Genomic DNA, 18,285 nt, shown 5'->3' with positions numbered 1-18,285 from the left:
TTGGATGCAGCAGGTAAGGTAAAGCATATGAGTGATTTTGTGGATCGAGTAACCGTTCATGTCAAGGGCGGTGACGGCGGAAACGGCTCGGCCGGTATCCGCCGAGAGAAATACAAGCCGTTGGCCGGACCAAATGGCGGCAACGGCGGTGACGGTGGTTCGGTGATATTCGTGGCCGATCAAAATGCCAATAGTCTTATGGACTATCGTTTTATGCCTCATCGCAGTGCCGGTAATGGCACCATGGGACTTGGTGACACGAAGGACGGATCCAAGGGTGCGGATCTGATCCTTCCGGTGCCTCTGGGAACCGTTATTTTTGAAGCCAAGGGCGCTGAGGGCAAACCCAAACATCCAGGAGAGCAGTTGGCTGATCTTCGTCATGCGGGTGAGCGATATGTTGCAGCGGCCGGTGGCAACGGCGGATTGGGCAATGCCGCTTTGGCCAATAGAACGAGGCGTGCACCTGGATTCGCGCTTTTGGGTGAGCCGGGAGAAGAAAGCGACGTGATTCTTGAACTCAAGTCCATCGCAGATGTGGCCTTGGTGGGATTCCCGTCGGCAGGCAAGTCAAGTCTTGTCGCGGCAATGAGCGCGGCCAAACCCAAGATTGCCGACTATCCATTCACTACTTTGGTGCCGAATCTTGGCGTGGTGATGTCCGGTGATTATCGCTACACCATTGCCGATGTGCCAGGGCTGATTCCAGGGGCTTCTCAGGGCAAAGGCTTGGGATTGGAATTCCTGCGTCATATTGAGCGCACAGAAATCATCGCGCATGTTATCGATTGCGCCACCTTGGAACCGGATCGCGACCCGCTGTCGGATTATTATGCCTTGGAGCATGAGCTCTCCCAATACGCCGATCAGTTGGAACTTCCTGTCGCTGCCATTCCTATTCCGGAACGTCCCCGTATCATAATCCTCAATAAGGTGGATGTGCCGGAGGCCAAGGAATTGGCGGAATTCGTGCGCCCGGAATTTGAAAGGATGGGCTTTGCGGTATTCGAGATATCCACCGCATCTCACGAAGGACTGAAGGAACTTGGATTCGCGCTGGGCCGTATGGTCGATGAAATGCGCGAAGAAGTGGCCAAGCGCGAACAAGAGCGGGATGAGGCTCGTGTTGTCATCAAGCCTCTGGAACGCACTGGTCGCCGTCGTGCTGATGATGAAGGCGGAAACGGTCTCGATTTCAGTATTGTTCGTGAGGAAGGCGGCTCGGGTGACTTCTGGTTCACTGTTACCGGCCGCAAGCCTGAACGCTGGGTTTTGCAGACCAACTTTGATAATGACGAAGCAGTCGGCTATCTGGCTGACCGTTTGGCAAAGTTGGGCGTGGAAGATGAGCTACGCCGATTGGGCGCCAAGCCAGGTGACGAAATCCGCATAGGACGAGGTAATCGAGCCGTTGAATTCGATTGGGATCCAACGGTTGCGGCCGGTGCCGAAATGCTCGATGGCGCTCAATTGGGTGCGCGAGGAAAGGATCTGCGTTTGGAAGAGCAGGATACTCGTGCCCGCAGGCGTACCAATGCCGAACGCCGTCGCCAGTATCATGACATGATGGATGCCAAGGCAGCCGTTCGTGAGGCCATGATGGCCGAACGCCAGGCCGGACACTGGGCCGATCCGAGTGTTGATGATGACCGTCATGATGAGCAGGCAATTCTCGGACGTGGCGAAGACGAATAAGGGGATGTGAACCACTGATATGCCGACATTGTCTCATGCTGAAGTACGCAGAGCGATAGCACAGGCGCAAACCATTGTCGTCAAAGTGGGATCGAGTTCTCTGACTCAACCATCCGGCCACCTTGACCCTGAAAAATTGGGCGCCTTGGTGAATGCCATAGCTCATGCATCCCTTATGGGTGCGCGTATCGTATTGGTATCTTCAGGTGCTATCGCAGCTGGTTTCGGTCCTTTGGGCTTTGACTCCCGCCCCAAGGATGTGGCCACCCAGCAGGCGGCTGCTTCTGTGGGCCAAGGCTTGTTGATGGCGCAATATGAAGCCGCTTTCGCTGCATTCGGCATTCGAGTGGGCCAGATTCTTATTACTGCCGAAGACACGATTCGCGCTGCCCAATATCGTAATGCTCAACGAACGCTGGGCAGACTTCTTGAGCTGGGCGTCGTGCCGATTGTGAATGAAAACGACGCCCTAGCCAGTAACGAGATTCGTTTCGGTGACAACGATCGGCTTTCTGCATTGGTCGCCAATATTGTGCGGGCGGATGCGCTGGTTCTGCTCACCGATGTTGACGCCTTGTATACGGCACCTCCATCCGATCCTGAATCGAAGCAGATTTCGTATGTTCCGAATGTGGTGAAAGCGCTCGAAACAGTGAAAGTTGCAGGAAGCGGATCCAAGGTGGGCACCGGCGGCATGGTAACCAAGCTTGAGGCCGCCCATGTGGCGGCGGTTTCAGGTATTCCGACCGTTATGACCTGCGCATCGAATGCGGGTCCTGCGCTTATGGGTGATTTCGTGGGTACGGCCTTTGCGCCTGTTAAGCATCGCGGTTCCTTCAAGCGGCTTTGGATCGGTTTCGCCTCGCATCCTCGTGGCACGCTTGTGGCTGACGAAGGCGCTGCTCACGCAGTGCGAGGCGGTCGTGCCAGTTTGCTGTCTGCAGGAGTTGTGGCTGTACGGGGCGAATTCTCCTCCGGCGATTCCGTATGGATAGACGATGAGCAGGGCAATCATCTGGCCAAAGGCTTGGTCGGATTCGATTCCGAGGAAATTCCGCAAATGCTGGGCCGTAATACCGCACAGCTCAAGCGATTCCTTGGTGAACATTATGCGCATCCTATCGTCCATCGTGATTATTTGGTACTGGTGTGACATCTCTGGCAAAGTCAGTCATGTGTCTGCGCTTAGATTTCGGGTTGCTAGACTATGCCGTAACAGTATTCCGTACATTGTCGTTACTAGTGCAGGATGAGTAAGGATTGAAGGGGTGTTCCAGCGCGGGTGCCACAGTAGTCTGTGCGCTTGTGGACGGATGCAACGAAAGTGGTGAGTGATGACGATCGAGACGACACAATTGGGATCATTGACATCTTTGAGACAGAGGAATGTCAGTACTGTTCTCAAAGTGTTGCGTCAACACGGTGGTATGACACAGGTTGAACTCGCAGAGGCTACCTTGCTGTCAACAGCCACAATTTCAAGTATCGTTCGGGAGCTTTCCGAAAAAAAACGAAGTTGAGACAACTTCGGTGAGTCGTAATGGTCGTCATGCATGGCTTGTCACATTGGCTGCTGGAAGTTCGCTGGCAGCAGGTATTTCAATCGACGATCATGGAATATCAATCGCCACAGGTGATGCGAATCACGGGGTAGTCTCCTCGAGATTTCTGCCTTTGGCTGGTTTGCAGCAACTTGATACCACTCTTATACGGTTGATCGGATTTCTGAGGGAAATGTTAGAGGAGATGGGCCGTGAACTTGGCGAGTTAAAAGCAATCGTAGTTGCTTTACCCGCACCTCTTGATGGCCAAGGCAATGCCGTGATCCCGAATATGTTGCCAGGGTGGTCAGAGGGCATGTTCTCGGAAGCATTCGTTTCAGCAACTGGAAAGGCCCCTTCACTAATAGGGGTTTCAGATGCATCGTGCAGAGCATATTTAGAAACATCAGGCGGCGTGCATAGTAGGGTAGATACCCTATACATACACGCCGATGATGTAATAAGTGGCTCTTTGGTATTGAATGGCAAGATATACCATGGCAGTAACGGGGTGATAGGACAATTTGGGCATTTGCAGGTCGATCCCAATGGTGCGGTCTGTGCATGTGGGCGACGAGGATGCCTGAATACAGTGGTCGGTGCTCCCGCACTGCGGACGTTGATGATGCCCTCAAGGGGTGATTTAACATTACGCGATATTCTTAATGACGCACGTGATGGTGATACTGCTAGTCTGCGTTTGATGGAGGAAGTTGCAGAGACAATCGCACGGACAGTCGAACCTGTTGTCAGCATGCTCGGCCCAGATGAGGTAGTTATCGGAGGTTCGATGGCCAAGGTTGGCAAGCCTTTCTTTGATGCTTTTGCTTACACTCTTGATAGGCAGTCTTTCCCTGCGGGGAAATCTTGGAGCGTTGTACCTGGTCCTGAAGATGCATTGGACGTAGCGCGTGGCGCACTGTTCATAGCTACAGACAAGGTTATGATAGTTTCTTAAGCAAATAGATGACGAGTGCTCGAGAAATCGTGGATGGAGCGTTGCGATGATCGCTGCTAAGCCTTTAACTGTACCGCACGAAGGCAGGCAGGATTTCCCTGCAGTGTTATCTGCCGTAGCTTTGAGAAAGACATATGGTTCTGTAGTTGCTTTAGATGAAGCCAATATAGATATTCGACGCAGAGAGATTTTGGCTATCGTCGGGGATAACGGTGCAGGCAAATCGACTCTTATTAGATTGCTTAGTGGATTGGAACAGCCCGATTCTGGAGTTATCTATCGAAACGGCAGTAGAGTAGAGTTCTCAGGTGTTTCCGAGGCAAATGATGCTGGCGTTGTTTCAATGTTCCAGAATGCTGAAGCATGTTCCAGATGGATATCGCCGATAATATCTATATGGACATGAACTCATGCGTGGACCATTTGTCGATAAGAAAAAAATGACTTAGAGAGACAGAGACTTTGTTGAACCATTTGGGTTCTAAGTTAACGGCAAATCGATTAGTGCGTGGGCTATCTGAAGGTGAGCGCCAAACATTAGGATTTGCTAGGGCATTATTCTTGGACCCTGAAGTACTCCTGTTGGATGAGCCGACTTCATCTTTGTCGGTGATACAGACCAGCGAGGTGCTTAATCAATTGCTGAGTCTGAGAGATTCAGGCAAAAGCGTGATAATGGTGTCTCATAGCTTGCCAGATGTGTTTGCAGTTTCTGACCGAATTTGCGTCATGAGACATGGTCGAGTTCGAGCAATGCTTGAAACGAGAGAGACAACATACGAGCGAGTTATAGGTTATATGGCTGGTGCGCCCTTAGAGATGGGCTTATAGATTAGGACTTAATATTCAATTTCTGTGCTCTGAATATAATAAATGGCATATTTCGGCGTGTCTTAATTTTACTTTACTTTGTTGAATATGTATTCTAAATTCAACAAATACAAATTGACAAACCTGCAATCCAAGATGCAATGTTGCATCTAGATTTTTTTTGGGCAATTTGTTATATTTTGACCATTATTATTTGAAATTTTGATTGATGGTCATAAATTAATAAATTAAGAATACGAATTCATAGAGGAAGGTCAAAGATGAAATTCACGCGTATTCTTGCTGCAACGGCTGCAGCAGCGGTGCTGTTAGTCGGTGGTTTATCTGGCTGTGGGTCCAGCGGATCGTCCCAGTCAAATTCTGGATCGAGTAGCTCAAGCATAAAGTTGGGTTATGTTCCCTCCACGATGAACAATCCATTTTGGCAGGCGATTCTCGATGGCGTTAATGAGCAGATTGATGGGAAAGATGTAAGTGTTCAATCTGTTGATCCACAGGCAGACCAGTCCAAGATGAATGATATGGTCGGCGACCTTATTGCCTCTGGTGTGAATGCGATAATCCTTGGACCATATGACACTACAGGGGTGCAGCCTGCGCTGCAGGCGGCTGCCGACGCCAATATTCCAGTCATCAATATTGATACTCCGGTCGATGCGCAGGATCTGGTCAAGACAGTGGTTGCCTCCGACAACGAAAAAGCTGGTGCTTTGGTGGCGGCAGATATGAAAAAGAAGCTAGACAAAGGATCACAAGTTGCGGTTGTCAATTGCCCTGCTGGTCAAGCGTGTATTGATCGGTTGAACGGATTTAAAGCTGAAGCTGGAGATTATTTCGATATAGTGCAGGAATTGGACGGCAAGGGTGAACTATCTGTCAGCCTTACACTGACTGAAGATATTCTGCAGTCTAACCCAGATGTGAAAGCTATTTTTGGTGTAAATGACCCAATGGCATTGGGCGCTGTTCAAGCACTGGCAGCTCATCCTGAAATGTCTGGCGTGCTAGTCTACGGGGTGGATGGTAGTCCAGACGGTAAAAAGGCAATCAAAGACGGCACCATGACTGGAACAGGTGCGCAATCCCCTAACCAAATTGGCAAAAAAGCCGCACAAGCGGCATTGGATGTGCTTGATGGAAAAACCGTCGAAAAGAATATCGTCGTGGACACGTTCTTGATTACGAAGGACAATGTCGACGAATATGGGACAGATGGCTGGCAGTGACGTACAGATAAAGACACTGTAGTTTTGTCGAAAATCATACACAAGAATACAGCGAAGTATTCACATAGCCGTGTGCAACCAGACATTCTGGCTGCACACGGCGGGAGGTGACAACAGTGACTCAATTGCTTGAAGCTGCACCATCCTTTTTGCGAACGGATGAGAATATCGTTGATTCTCGTCCGAAATTAGTAGAAATGAAGGGTGTTGTAAAAACATTTCCTGGCGTTAAAGCATTGACTGATATCCATCTGACTTTGCATCAAGGCGAAGTATTAGGGTTGTTGGGCGAAAATGGAGCCGGCAAATCAACACTAATGAATGTGCTGGGTGGTATTTATAAGCCGGATTCCGGTTCGGTCTATATCAATGGAGAAGAGGTTCATTTTGATGGTGTGCTTGCGGCACAAGAAGCAGGAATTGCTTTTGTGCATCAAGAGCTAGCTCTGGAGCCATTTCTGACAGTGGCTGAGAACATATTTATTGGTCGAGAAGTGAAAAATAAAGCAGGTTTGGTTTCCCAAAGAGAAATGGAAACTCAAGCTAGACCATTCCTGCGAATGGTGGGTCTTGATGTAGATCCGCAAATGATGGTCAATTCATTGAGCATGGGACAACAGCAGATGGTTGAAATCGCTAAAGCTTTGTCCTTAAACTCAAGGGTAATTGTTCTCGATGAGCCTACTTCATCTCTTTCCGAAAACGAAGTAGAAAATCTGTTCCAAATTGTCCGTAAATTGAAAACCCAAGGTATGGGCATCATATATATCTCACATAAAATGTCGGAAATTTTTGATCTAACCGACAACGTTATGGTGATGCGTGATGGTTGTTATGTAGACACGGTGCCTACGTCGAATACTACTGAGGATGAGCTGGTTCATCTCATGGTGGGGCGCGACGTAGAAAACTATTACTATCGCACATACAACGAGCCGGGTGATGCTGCTTTAGAGCTCAGGGATTTTGCCTGTGGTCCATGGGAGAAACCCGTGAATCTCACAGTTCGTCAACGTGAGATAGTGGGAGTATATGGCCTAATCGGGGCGGGCAGGTCGGAACTGTTTGAGACCGTTATGGGTCTGCGGAATGGCGGAAGCGGCACGGTTTTAGTGCATGGTAATGAAATTGGCGCCCGTGATCCTGTCCGTATGCAACAACATGGTCTGGCCTACGTCCCTGAGGACCGGAAAACACAAGGTTTGTTCTTATTTGGCGATGTCATGTTCAACACGTCAATTGCTAGCTTGGGAGATTTTATTTCATGGCTGCGAGTAAATGAGCGTAAAGAAAAAGAAATCGTCGTCAATGCGATTGAGACATTGAATATTAAGGTCTCGTCCCCGCAGACACGAGTCGGAACCCTGTCTGGTGGTAACCAGCAGAAAGTGGTGCTTGGCAAATGGCTGGCGACGAAACCAGAAATCCTGATCCTAGATGAGCCAACGAGAGGTGTTGACGTAGGAGCTAAAGCCGAAATCTACAAAATAATCAACGAGTTGGCTGCACAAGGAGTGGCTGTTGTATTCATTTCTTCAGAATTAAACGAAGTAATGAATATGTCAGATCGTCTCGCAGTGATGCGAGAAGGTGAAATAGCTGCGGTTCTATCACGTGATGAATTTAATCAGGATGTCATTCTCAAGCATGCATTGGGCTAATTTGCCTGAAGAAAGAGATAAAGGAGATTCCAATGAAAAACGGTATCGACTTACTGGATCGTGTTGGTGAGGTTCCAGTCGCTGGTTCTGTGTCGAAATTTATAAAACAAAACCTAGGCATACTGATCGGTTTTGCAACATTGTTGGTATTTTTGAGCATATTCGCAGACAACTTCTTGTCGTGGGCAAATATGGTAAATCTCATGCGATCTGTCTCGACCAACGCAATTCTTGCTATAGGCGTTATGTTGTCGATCATGTTGGCTGGTATTGATCTCACATGCGGTGCATTGGTGGCGCTATCGGGAGTAGTTGCAGTGCTAAGCCTGAACAATTTTGGCTTACCGCTGCCGCTAGCTATCGTAACTGGAGTGATTATAGGTGTTGTAGTCGGCTTGTTAAATGGTCTGGTTATTGCATACACCGGAATACATCCCTTCGTAGTGACGCTAGCCATGCAAAGCATATGCCGAGGTGCCGCATATTTAGCGGCTGGCGGTCAGCCGGTCACTGCAAGAAACACTGCATTTACAGCACTTGGGAATGGCTACTTGGGTCCCATTCCGTTACCTGTCGTGTACATGATAGTACTGTTCTTCCTGCTGTATCTATTGCTCAATAAGACGCGTCTAGGCCGTCATATTTATGCACTTGGCGGTAATCCGACAGCTGCCAAATACAGCGGAATAAATGTAGTCAAAGTCAAGGTATTTGTTTGGGCGGTATCCGGCCTATTGTCAGCGTTTGCCGGTGTGGTGTTGGCATCACGCATGTCTTCGGGACAGCCGACGGCTGGCGTTGGCTATGAAACAGACGCAATCGCCGCTGCAGTGATTGGCGGCACTTCGATGTATGGCGGTGTCGGTAGAGCGGGTGGAGTGTTCATAGGTGTACTGATCATTGGAATGATTAGCAATGGTTTGAACTTGCTCCATGTCAATTCATTCTGGCAATACGTGATCAAGGGAATCATTATCATTGTCGCCGTCTATTTCGATATGCGTAAGAACAAGGGAAACGTCCGAACAGGTTTCTGAATCGCAACTCAACGCAAATGAGATTCAATGACGAATCAAGTTTATGAAAACAAGGAAATACTATGGAAGCTTCACGGAAGATAGAGCTTGAGACAATAGCGACAAAGTGTCGAGCAGATGCCTTGGCAATGGTGAGGAGTGCTCACTCGGGGCATCTAGGTGGCTCATTGTCAGTAATGGATTTGCTCACGGTTTTGTATTTTGACGTAATGAACATTGACCCCGAAAAACCGCATGATCCGCATAGGGACAGATGCGTGCTCTCAAAGGGGCACTGCACGCCCGCTATGTATTCAATACTGTCGCGGCGGGGTTATTTTCCAAGGGCTTGGCTGTCGAATTTTAGGCAAATTGACAGCGTACTTTCTGGGCATGTTGAGATGACAAAAGTACCTGGAGTGGACATGTCTGCCGGGTCATTGGGTCAAGGTCTATCCGCAGGTTTGGGAATGGCATTGGCCTCAAGGGTAGATGGGGGTAAATATCGGGTTTATGCAATCTGTGGCGATGGTGAAATCCAGGAAGGTCAAATTTGGGAAGCAGCTCAAGCCGCATCACATTATGCAGTGGATAATCTGACCGTGTTCATTGATAACAATGGTATCCAACTTGACGGCTTCACTGAACAAATCGGCGGAGCGTCCAATGCAGCAGCAAAGTTCAGTGCATTCGGTTGGCATACCACTGAGATAGATGGGCACGATATGGAGTCCATCGAAAAGGCTCTTGAGGAGGCTTGGAGTATCAGCGGAAAGCCGTCGGTGATTGTTGCAAATACCGTAAAAGGTAAAGGTATTTCGTTTATGGAAAACAATCCTAAATGGCACGGCAACGTACCAACTGAAGATGAATTTGAAATTGCCTTTAAGGAACTAGATGATCGGCTTGCGGAACTTGGCGCCAGTTGGGAAGGATGGGCACGATGAAGAAGGTATCTACTCGTGAAATATATGGTAGGACTTTGTGTGAACTCGGCGATCGGGACGACAGTGTTGTCGTTGTTGATGCGGATCTGTCGCTCTGCACTATGACATGTTATTTCGCGGGAAAGCATCCGGAACGGTTCTTCAACGTAGGTATCAGTGAAGCCAATATGGTTGGCGTAGGCGCGGGACTTGCAGCCACGGGAAAAACAGTGTTTGTCAACTCGTTTGCCATGTTCACTGCTGGTCGTGCATATGACCAAATACGAAACTCTGTGTGCTATCCCCATTTGAATGTTAAGGTCGTCGGAACGCATGCCGGATTGACAGTTGGTGAAGATGGCGCGACACACCAGTGCGTCGAGGATATGAGTTTGATGAGGACAGTACCTGGAATGACTGTCATTGTGCCTTGTGATGCGGAAGAAACCCGTCAGGCTGTTTATGCTATGGCGGATTACAACGGTCCTTGTTATTTCAGGTTAGGGCGTGCGCCGGTGAGCAATGTTGTTGACAGTCTACCGGGTTATAAGTTTGAAATTGGTAAAGCGGTTACCGTGAAAGAGGGCACAGACGTCACGGTCATTGCTGCTGGCACCATGGTTGAGGTCGCTCTTGAGGCATCTAGTGCACTCAAAGTTAAAGGTATTAATGCCCGTGTTATCAATATGCACACTATTAAGCCGATCGACCGTAACGCAATCCTCTCCGCAGCAAGGGAAACGGGTGCCATTGTTACAGCTGAAGAGCATAATGTAATTGGCGGTTTAGGGAGCGCAGTCAGTGAGGTTATAGTTGAAAGCGATACCAGAGTTCCGGTAGTTCGTGTTGGAGTGCAGGACGTGTTCGGACATTCCGCTCCGGCTGAAGTATGTATGGCAGCATATGGGCTTACGTCTGATCGTGTAGCGCAGGCCGTACAGCAAGCAATAGCGATGCGGTGAAGCGCTTACCTCAGTTCTCATAAGCAGGTTTCTATACAGCGCACCGCTGACGGTATGAAATTGATACAAATTGCAAGGTTGATATCGCTGGGCGTTTAGACAAGTTAATCTAAGACACCATTGCCGGTTAATTTCGGCTCATAAGGCTAGCATGGTGAAGCATGAGCATGAACGACTGGCAAAGCTTCAGTGATCGTATTAACAGTGTTGCACCCAGCGCAACCTTGGCTGTGGATATCAAGGCCAAGGCCATGAAGGCCGCGGGTATTGATGTCATCGGTTTTGGTGCAGGAGAGCCCAATTTCCCCACGCCGGATTATGTGGTGGAGGCCGCCGCCGCTGCCTGCCGTGAACCGAAAAACTACAAGTACACTCCCACGGCAGGACTTCCTGAGTTGCGCCAGGCCATCGCCGAGAAGACCCGCCGCGACTCCGGATATGAGGTGACTGCCGATCAGGTCGTGGTCACCAATGGCGGCAAGCAGGCTGTGTATGAATCATGCCAGGTGCTCGTGAATCCCGGCGATGAAGTTATCATTCCCGCTCCGTATTGGACGAGTTACACCGAAGTCGTCAAACTGGCTGGCGGCGTTCCGGTTACTGTATTTTCCGGTGCAGAACACGGTTTCGAACCGGATATCGAAGCCATTGAAGCAGCGCGTACTCCACGTACCAAAGCCATTATCGTCACCTCTCCTTCCAACCCCACTGGCGTGGTTTGGAAGCCGGAAACCATCGAAGCCATTGGTCGATGGGCAGTAGAACATCATATTTGGGTGATCTCCGATGAGATTTACGAGCATCTGAACTACGATGACGCCCACACCACATATATCGGCGCAGTTGTGCCTGAGGTTAGGGGTCAGTTGCTCGTGCTCAATGGTGTGGCAAAAACCTATGCCATGACCGGTTGGCGAGTTGGCTGGATGATTGCTCCGGAACCGGTGGCCAAAGCAGTGTCGAAGCTGCAAGGGCATCTGAGCTCCAATGTCGCCAACATATCGCAGCGTGCTGCCTTGGCTGCAGTCAGTGGCTCGTTGGATGCGGTTCGCGATATGCGTGCGGCTTTTGATGTGCGTCGCAAGGCGATAGTCACGGCTCTCAATGACATCGAAGGCGTTGTGTGCCCTATGCCTAAGGGGGCCTTCTACGCTCTTCCGAATGTCGAAGCTTTGTTGAACAAGCCGCTGGGTCCCAAAGGCTCGCAAGCTTCCACGGTTTCAGAGCTGGCTTCCCTGCTTTTGGAAGAAGCGCATATTGCAGCTGTTCCAGGTGAGGCTTTTGGAGCTCCGGGATATTTGCGATTCTCCTATGCTCTTGCCGATGACCAATTGGCTGAGGGTATGCGACGCTTCAAAGCTTGGGTTGAAGCCTGATAGTGATATTGAGAATTGGCGTTTGCGTCACTCCTGTATATCGGAGTTTTGCAGACGCCTTTTTGATATATAGCGGCTTCGTTGAGGCTCTGAGACGTGCCGCGACACTCGATTGGACGAAATCGAAGCGAACCGCTAGTATTGCCTCTTGGCGGTTTTGCCTCGTGGTCGCGTGTTGCGGGTACGATAGGCGAAGTTCACCTAGGGATGTGGCGCAATTGGTAGCGCAACGGTCTCCAAAACCGTAGGTTGTGGGTTCGAGTCCCGCCGTCCCTGCTAGTTTTGAAACACATATCAGCAGCCAAGCGAAGGATGGAAATGGCTAAGGCACGCAACACTGAGAAGGCCGCGAAGCCGAACGTTTTCATGCGCATCGGTTTGTTCATCAAGCAAATCATCGATGAGCTTCGTAAGGTCGTGACTCCTACCAGCAAGGAACTCTTCGGCTGGTCGCTCGCGGTATTTATTTTCGTCCTCTTCCTGATGGCATTGGTCACGGGTATGGACTTTGGCCTGGGCGAGCTTATGCTGAAGTTGTTCGGCTGATTTCCTTACCACCGAAAGTGACTACGCATGAGTGAAGATATGAATATGGATGACGCCGTGAATTTTGATGGCGTCGATGCTGTGCCAGAGTTACCTGAGGAACAGGTTGCTGGCCAGGCCGAAACCGAGTCGGTCGATACTGATGTTGTGAATGATCAGCCTGTTGACGAAGAACCTGAGGCTGCTGCTGAAGAATCTGAAACACCTGTTGCGGCTGAGGATGTTGACGATCAGGAAAGCGTCAGCGAAGACACAGAAGGTGTTGCAGAAGCTGAAGACGATGATCCCGGTGCGAAGGCTGTGAATGAATTCGCCAAGCAGCTGCGCACCCTTGAAGGCAAGTGGTACGTGCTACATACCTATTCGGGTTATGAGAAGCGCGTCAAGGCCAATGTTGAATCTCGCGCTCAGAGCTTTGGCTTGGAAGATCGTATTTTCCAGATCGAAGTGCCGATGGAAGAAGTTGAGCAGCACACCGATAAGGGTAAGAAGGTCATTACCCGAGTCCGCGTTCCAGGCTATGTGCTGATTCGCATGTGGCCGGATGAGAATGCACGTCGTATCGTACGCGAAACCGAAGGCGTGACCGGCTTCGTTGGACCGACCAAGGATCCAGCTCCGCTGAGCCGCAAGGAAGTTGTGCGCATGATGGCGCCGATGATTGCTTCCGAGGCTTTGAAGCAAGCCGGAGACAAGCCTGCTGCAGCCAAGAAGCGCACGGTCGAGGTTTCGTACGCTGTCGGAGACCAGGTCACCGTCACCGACGGTCCGTTCTCCACAATGGCAGCCGTGGTTTCTGATGTGGAACCAACAACACAGAAGCTCACTGTCTTGGTCTCCATCTTCGGACGTGATACTCCAGTGGAGCTCGGCTTCGATCAGGTCGAGAAGATCAACTAAAGCATTCGTATAGTCTGTGCCTCATGCCTAACGGTGTGGGGCACAGTCGTTTATAGGGCATCTTTGTCCTCATAAAAATCGGCTTCCGGGAGATACCGCCGCTTGTTCATGCGAATCAGAAGCATTAGATGATCGGTCCACTGTCATCTCGACACGCGGTAACTTATATTCCTATATGTCCAATCATATGTACGTAGCATATGGCACAATAGGAAAGCTTGTGTCTGGAGGGGAGACCCGCTAGCACAGCACAGCAATGTACGTTGCGGGAGGAGACCGCGGACACTGTAGGCGAAAGCCTGTTGAGTCCACGGCGACCGACAGTACCGCTTCACAGAAAGAAGACCGAAATGGCTCCTAAGAAGAAAGTCTCAGCGCTGATCAAGCTTGAGATTCAGGCCGGTAAGGCAAATCCGGCACCGCCACTGGGCCCGGCTCTGGGTTCCCATGGCGTGAACATCATGGACTTCTGCAAGGCATATAACGATGCCACGAAGGACAAGATGGGCGAAATCGTTCCTGTCGAGATCACCGTTTACGAGGATCGCTCCTTCACCTTCATCCTGAAGACCCCTCCTGCAGCTGCTCTGCTGCTCAAGGCTGCCGGTCTCCAGAAGGGTACCGAAAACCCACTGACCCACAAGGTCGGCTCCGTCACCAAGGCACAGGTTCGCGAAATCGCCGAAACCAAGATGCCTGATCTCTCCGCACGTGACGTTGAAGCTGGCATGAAGATCATCGAGGGCACCGCCCGTTCGATGGGTATCACGGTTGAGGCCTGAGAGGAGTAGGACAGATGGTTAAGCATTCCAAGAAGTACCGCGAGGCGGCTGAGAAGGTCGATCGCAATAACCTCTACACCGCACCTGAGGCCATCGCTCTGCTCAAGAGCATGCCAAAGCGTGGCTTCGACGAGACCGTCGAGGCTGTGTACCGCCTGAACGTGGATCCACGTAAGGCTGATCAGCTGGTGCGTGGCGTGGTCAACCTGCCTCACGGCACTGGTAAGACCGCCAAGGTTCTCGTGTTCGCCCGTGGCCCGAAGGCTACCGAGGCAACTGAGGCCGGCGCAGACATAGTCGGTGATGACGAACTCGTCGAGCAGGTGGCCGGTGGCTTCCTCGACTTCGATGCAGTCGTTGCCACCCCGGACATGATGGGCAAGGTCGGTCGTTTGGGTCGTGTGCTCGGTCCTCGTGGCCTGATGCCAAACCCCAAGACCGGCACCGTGACCATGGATGTGGCCAAGGCCGTTGCCGATATCAAGGGCGGAAAGATCGAGTTCCGTGTTGATCGTCACGGCAACCTGAGCTTCCTGATCGGCAAGCTCTCCTTCGATGAGCAGGCTCTGGACGAGAATTTCAAGGCTGTGGCCGATGAAATCAAGCGTTTGAAGCCAGCAACCGTGAAGGGTCGCTACATTACCAAGGCGACCATCACTTCGACGATGGGCCCCGGTATCCCTCTGGATTCCGCAACCTTCGCCTAATGTGTGAAGGAAGAACCCCCGAAACCGCAAGGTATCGGGGGTTCTTTGTGTTGTGCCACATGAATCGAGAGTCTGCTATTGCCTCTCTTGTGCCTCTCGAATCCGGCCCAAGGCAATAGCCGTCTGAAGAACAAATGCCTCACGCGGATCAGTTGCGTCCCAACCGGTGGTCTCACTGGCGCGCTTCAAACGATACCGAACAGTATTGGGATGTACGTTCAATTCCCTGGCGGTAATATCCAATGAACTGCCCGATTGCAAGAATGCATCCACTGTTGCAAGCGTTGGATCGTCAGGGTTGTCTCCGCGCAAACTTCCATACACGGTAAGCACAAGCTCGTCTCGAGCGCCTTCGTCACCCAATAACGCACGTTCGGGGAGGACGTCATCAGCACGCATGGGGTGAGGTATGGGATGAATTGCCGGCGCGGCCTTAATGGCAGTCAGTGCCCCGATGATGGATTGCGATGCGCCATCGATACCGTGGCGGGTGGGGCCAAGGCACACCGGTGCGGCATCATCAAAGGCAGGTAATATCGCAGTGCACGTGGTTTCCGGTGTTACCGCAGCCTGAATGCCGATAAGTGCAATGCACTGCGTGCCACTTCTTGCCACGATACACATATTGCCTCCGAGATTGCGCACTTCACTGCGAATGCGCACGCTTGCAGCGTCAAAGCCCGGTCGAGGAGAGCCCGCCACGGTGAAACAATCAACCGTCTGGCGCCATCCGAGCAGATGGAACAATGACTCAATACGCGTATCGACAATGCCTTTGGCAAGGCATTCCATGACTATGGATTCAATGCGATGGTCCATGGCAGTTACCGAAAACGAGGATAATGCATCGCCGTCACTCGCAAGTGAATCAGATTGCGCCGCAGCAGAATTCTCTGCACTATGCTGTGTTGCCTCGGTGTTTTCGCCTATCTGCGAGGCGAGAAGCTCGAGGAAATCATCATATGCTGGTTGCGTTGCGCTCATGATTGTCAGTTTAGTCTCTGGGAATGTATATACGCTGAATGGGCTTGCAATGGCGGCATTTTCAGTTAGAGAGCTGCCTTGCTGCAAGCTGCCCGAGGACGGGATTCACGCCAGAACGTCAGGGCCATGCACCCGAAAACAAATGCAACCGGCAGCATATGGCGCTCAAAGTTATTGGCAGGAGCGGTGATCATAACCCCCATCAAGAGCAAAAGCGGCATATGCCAGACAAGGGTACGCCAGCGACGCAGAATAACTTCGGCGGCGCCGAATATCAAGGTGAGCGTCACATAGAAGTTGCCGTGGGTGACCCAGCCTAATACGGGAATTTCTCCCCATTGCTGCGCATCTTCCGAAATGGTATTGCGCCAATCATGGAATTGATATTTGATCCATGTGGATGATTGCTGCACATAGTCGTTGGAAACGTAGTAATTCATGGCGACATAAGGCTGGTCAAATACGTTGAAATAGCCGAAGCATTTGGCCAAGAAAGCATCTGTCGCAGTGACGGGATCAGCTTTGATTATCTCCAACCAAGCCTTGTTGAAAGCCTCCAGATCCTCTGGCGTCGCCGAACGCCACCGATAACTCACCTTCTTGGACTGGATGCCTGAGGATTTCACAGGATCAGCATCTTGGGGATAATAAGCCTCAGCCATCTGATCAAGATTAAACACAGCACTCAATCGAGCCTTTGCCGAGCTGGATATGGCGGACGGGTTGCGCTTGGCGATGCGAGCGATCTGCTGAAGCTGAATGCCGCGACTTTCGATGGGATCGCCGCTGATAATGGATCCATTATTGATCATCAATGCAATGCCGCCGTGGATCACGATCACGGGCAGGAGTGTCGTGATCACATAGACATACCAACGTTTGCGGTCTGCGATGAGGAAGAGCACAAGCTGAAAAACGAGGATATACCAAGCATATTTGGCCGAAATCAGCATGATGCATGTGGCGATGAGCATGGCGATGAAGCTGCGCTTGCGCAATCCTCGTTTCGTGCCGAGATGCAGACCGCTGGTCATATGCAATTCATAACCGATGCCGAACCACCAGACGAAAGCGAATGCGAATAAAGGCGATTTGGTCAAGGAAATCGTGGAGAATACCACGAGTGGGCAGAAGAGGAAGAACGGCAGAAAAGCGAAGCGGAAGATCGGGCCTGCGGGGAGCAATGCACTGCCATTCTTCTTTGTTCTGCACTCCAAAGTGAGAGGGCGATAACCGCGTTCTGGATGCGTTGGGTCGATAAGTTCCAGGGCTTGCGAATATTCCGGTTGCCCGAAAGGGGAAGGGGTTGCAAAAACGGCCTCGCGTCTCAGCCAAGGCAAGTTGAGGAAACGATGCAATGTGGCGGAACAACAGAGGATGGCAAACAACCATTGCATTGCGGAGAGCGTGACCAGACCCCAATCATTGGAGCCTGTGAGATATCGCGAGGCTGCGGCGACCGCCCCATGCACAATGGTTAATACGATATTGTGCTGATCGGTTAGATATGTTGAGGACTCAGGCCATAAATAGTGTGCCGTTGGATAGATATCCATGGGAACGAATGAGAAGAATCCGATATATGGCTGATGCACGCCGGTCCATTGATTCCACGCCCAACTGAATTCTCGCATTTGAGAGCGAATATCAGCGCCGTATGCACTGAGCAAAGTGGTGGGTATCCAGATCCATCCCACACATAATATGAGGGCTATTTTCCATCTGCGGTTAGTGGCTTGGATGAGTATGCGGCTGCATGCCGTTTTCATGCCGACCCATAGACGGGATGTGAAGAAACGACGTATCGCCAGGCAGATTTTGCTTACTTGGCTGTTTGCTTGGCTACTCGCTTGTAGGCGCGATGCGAGACTTGCGCGTGTGGTCCGCAACCATGTCAATGGAATGATGCGCTGCCCTCGTCCAAAACGGACTAATGCGCAGACCATCGAGAAATAGACAGCAAACGAGCCCAACAAGGTCAATGTTTGGAACCAAGACCACGACGCTATTGAGGAATCGGCCCAATAAATCGGTCCAACCGCCGTGCACAGCGCGAGCCACAAACAGGCCAGCGCAGCAAGCGCCCACCGTGAGAATCGACCCATGCGCTGGGCGATGCTGCCATGGTCTGTTGAATGTTCTGCTTCATCTGAATCGCTGACTTGCGACGGACA

At 50.9% G+C, this 18,285-nt stretch carries 18 protein-coding genes and 1 tRNA gene; 17 read left to right on the top strand and 2 right to left on the bottom strand.

Annotation, left to right across the window (positions count from 1 at the left end):
* Positions 1-27: 27 nt before the first annotated feature.
* The 17 genes from obgE (at position 28) to rplA (ending at position 15,127) form a co-directional block, all read left to right on the top strand.
* A complete protein-coding gene (gene obgE / locus BITS_RS06805) occupies positions 28-1,695 on the top strand; it encodes a GTPase ObgE (protein ID WP_026641648.1) in 1,668 nt (555 codons plus the stop codon).
* A 19-nt stretch (positions 1,696-1,714) separates the two neighbouring features.
* Positions 1,715-2,848 carry a glutamate 5-kinase gene (gene proB / locus BITS_RS06800; RefSeq protein WP_026641647.1) on the top strand — a complete coding sequence of 378 codons (1,134 nt, stop codon included), beginning with the start codon at positions 1,715-1,717 and terminating at the stop codon, positions 2,846-2,848.
* A gap of 181 nt (positions 2,849-3,029) precedes the next feature.
* Positions 3,030-3,215, top strand: coding sequence for a winged helix-turn-helix transcriptional regulator (locus BITS_RS09745; RefSeq protein ID WP_081693475.1), 186 nt, complete (start codon positions 3,030-3,032; stop codon positions 3,213-3,215).
* Between the two features lie 10 nt (positions 3,216-3,225).
* Positions 3,226-4,194 (top strand): ROK family protein, encoded by a 969-nt coding sequence (locus tag BITS_RS06795; protein WP_026641646.1) that lies wholly within the window; start codon positions 3,226-3,228, stop codon positions 4,192-4,194.
* Positions 4,195-4,240: 46 nt separating this feature from the next.
* The gene (locus BITS_RS09615; RefSeq protein ID WP_052366678.1) at positions 4,241-4,600 is read left to right on the top strand and encodes an ATP-binding cassette domain-containing protein; all 360 of its coding nucleotides are present in this window, start codon (positions 4,241-4,243) and stop codon (positions 4,598-4,600) included.
* Between the two features lie 56 nt (positions 4,601-4,656).
* The gene (locus BITS_RS09740; RefSeq protein ID WP_081890987.1) at positions 4,657-5,025 is read left to right on the top strand and encodes an ATP-binding cassette domain-containing protein; all 369 of its coding nucleotides are present in this window, start codon (positions 4,657-4,659) and stop codon (positions 5,023-5,025) included.
* Between the two features lie 260 nt (positions 5,026-5,285).
* Positions 5,286-6,251, top strand: a complete 966-nt coding sequence (locus BITS_RS06785) for a sugar ABC transporter substrate-binding protein (protein ID WP_026641645.1) — start codon at positions 5,286-5,288, stop codon at positions 6,249-6,251.
* Between the two features lie 116 nt (positions 6,252-6,367).
* Positions 6,368-7,912 (top strand): sugar ABC transporter ATP-binding protein, encoded by a 1,545-nt coding sequence (locus BITS_RS06780; protein ID WP_202961131.1) that lies wholly within the window; start codon positions 6,368-6,370, stop codon positions 7,910-7,912.
* A gap of 32 nt (positions 7,913-7,944) precedes the next feature.
* Complete coding sequence (locus tag BITS_RS06775) at positions 7,945-8,949, top strand: ABC transporter permease (protein ID WP_034533477.1); 1,005 nt, start codon at positions 7,945-7,947, stop codon at positions 8,947-8,949.
* A 62-nt stretch (positions 8,950-9,011) separates the two neighbouring features.
* On the top strand, positions 9,012-9,875 hold the full coding sequence (locus BITS_RS06770; protein WP_026641642.1) for a transketolase: 864 nt from the start codon (positions 9,012-9,014) through the stop codon (positions 9,873-9,875).
* On the top strand, positions 9,872-10,816 hold the full coding sequence (locus BITS_RS06765) for a transketolase family protein (protein WP_034533473.1): 945 nt from the start codon (positions 9,872-9,874) through the stop codon (positions 10,814-10,816). Before BITS_RS06770 ends, BITS_RS06765 begins: the two co-directional genes overlap by 4 nt.
* Positions 10,817-10,983: 167 nt before the next feature.
* Positions 10,984-12,192 carry a pyridoxal phosphate-dependent aminotransferase gene (locus tag BITS_RS06760; RefSeq protein WP_026641640.1) on the top strand — a complete coding sequence of 403 codons (1,209 nt, stop codon included), beginning with the start codon at positions 10,984-10,986 and terminating at the stop codon, positions 12,190-12,192.
* A 203-nt stretch (positions 12,193-12,395) separates the two neighbouring features.
* Positions 12,396-12,468, top strand: a tRNA-Trp gene (locus tag BITS_RS06755).
* A 42-nt stretch (positions 12,469-12,510) separates the two neighbouring features.
* Entirely contained in the window at positions 12,511-12,738 is a 228-nt protein-coding gene (secE, locus tag BITS_RS06750; RefSeq protein ID WP_026641639.1) for a preprotein translocase subunit SecE, read from the top strand.
* A gap of 45 nt (positions 12,739-12,783) precedes the next feature.
* Positions 12,784-13,638: a transcription termination/antitermination protein NusG gene (nusG, locus tag BITS_RS06745; protein ID WP_026641638.1), complete on the top strand. Its 855-nt coding sequence runs from the start codon at positions 12,784-12,786 to the stop codon at positions 13,636-13,638.
* Between the two features lie 350 nt (positions 13,639-13,988).
* Positions 13,989-14,420 carry a 50S ribosomal protein L11 gene (rplK, locus tag BITS_RS06740; RefSeq protein WP_026641637.1) on the top strand — a complete coding sequence of 144 codons (432 nt, stop codon included), beginning with the start codon at positions 13,989-13,991 and terminating at the stop codon, positions 14,418-14,420.
* A gap of 14 nt (positions 14,421-14,434) precedes the next feature.
* Complete coding sequence (gene rplA / locus BITS_RS06735) at positions 14,435-15,127, top strand: 50S ribosomal protein L1 (RefSeq protein ID WP_026641636.1); 693 nt, start codon at positions 14,435-14,437, stop codon at positions 15,125-15,127.
* Positions 15,128-15,202: 75 nt separating this feature from the next.
* Here rplA and BITS_RS06730 read toward each other — a convergent pair whose 3' ends face one another.
* The gene (locus BITS_RS06730; RefSeq protein ID WP_044259687.1) at positions 15,203-15,946 is read right to left on the bottom strand and encodes a PucR family transcriptional regulator; all 744 of its coding nucleotides are present in this window, start codon (positions 15,944-15,946) and stop codon (positions 15,203-15,205) included.
* A 230-nt stretch (positions 15,947-16,176) separates the two neighbouring features.
* Positions 16,177-18,216: a DUF6020 family protein gene (locus BITS_RS06725; RefSeq protein ID WP_044259685.1), complete on the bottom strand. Its 2,040-nt coding sequence runs from the start codon at positions 18,214-18,216 to the stop codon at positions 16,177-16,179.
* Between the last annotated feature and the right edge of the window lie 69 nt (positions 18,217-18,285).

This window comes from Bifidobacterium tsurumiense (assembly GCF_000741765.1).
Classification (GTDB): Bacteria; Actinomycetota; Actinomycetes; order Actinomycetales; family Bifidobacteriaceae; genus Bifidobacterium; species Bifidobacterium tsurumiense.
The sequence above is the reverse complement of the archived record's forward strand: the minus strand, read 5'-3'. Positions and strand labels throughout refer to the sequence as shown.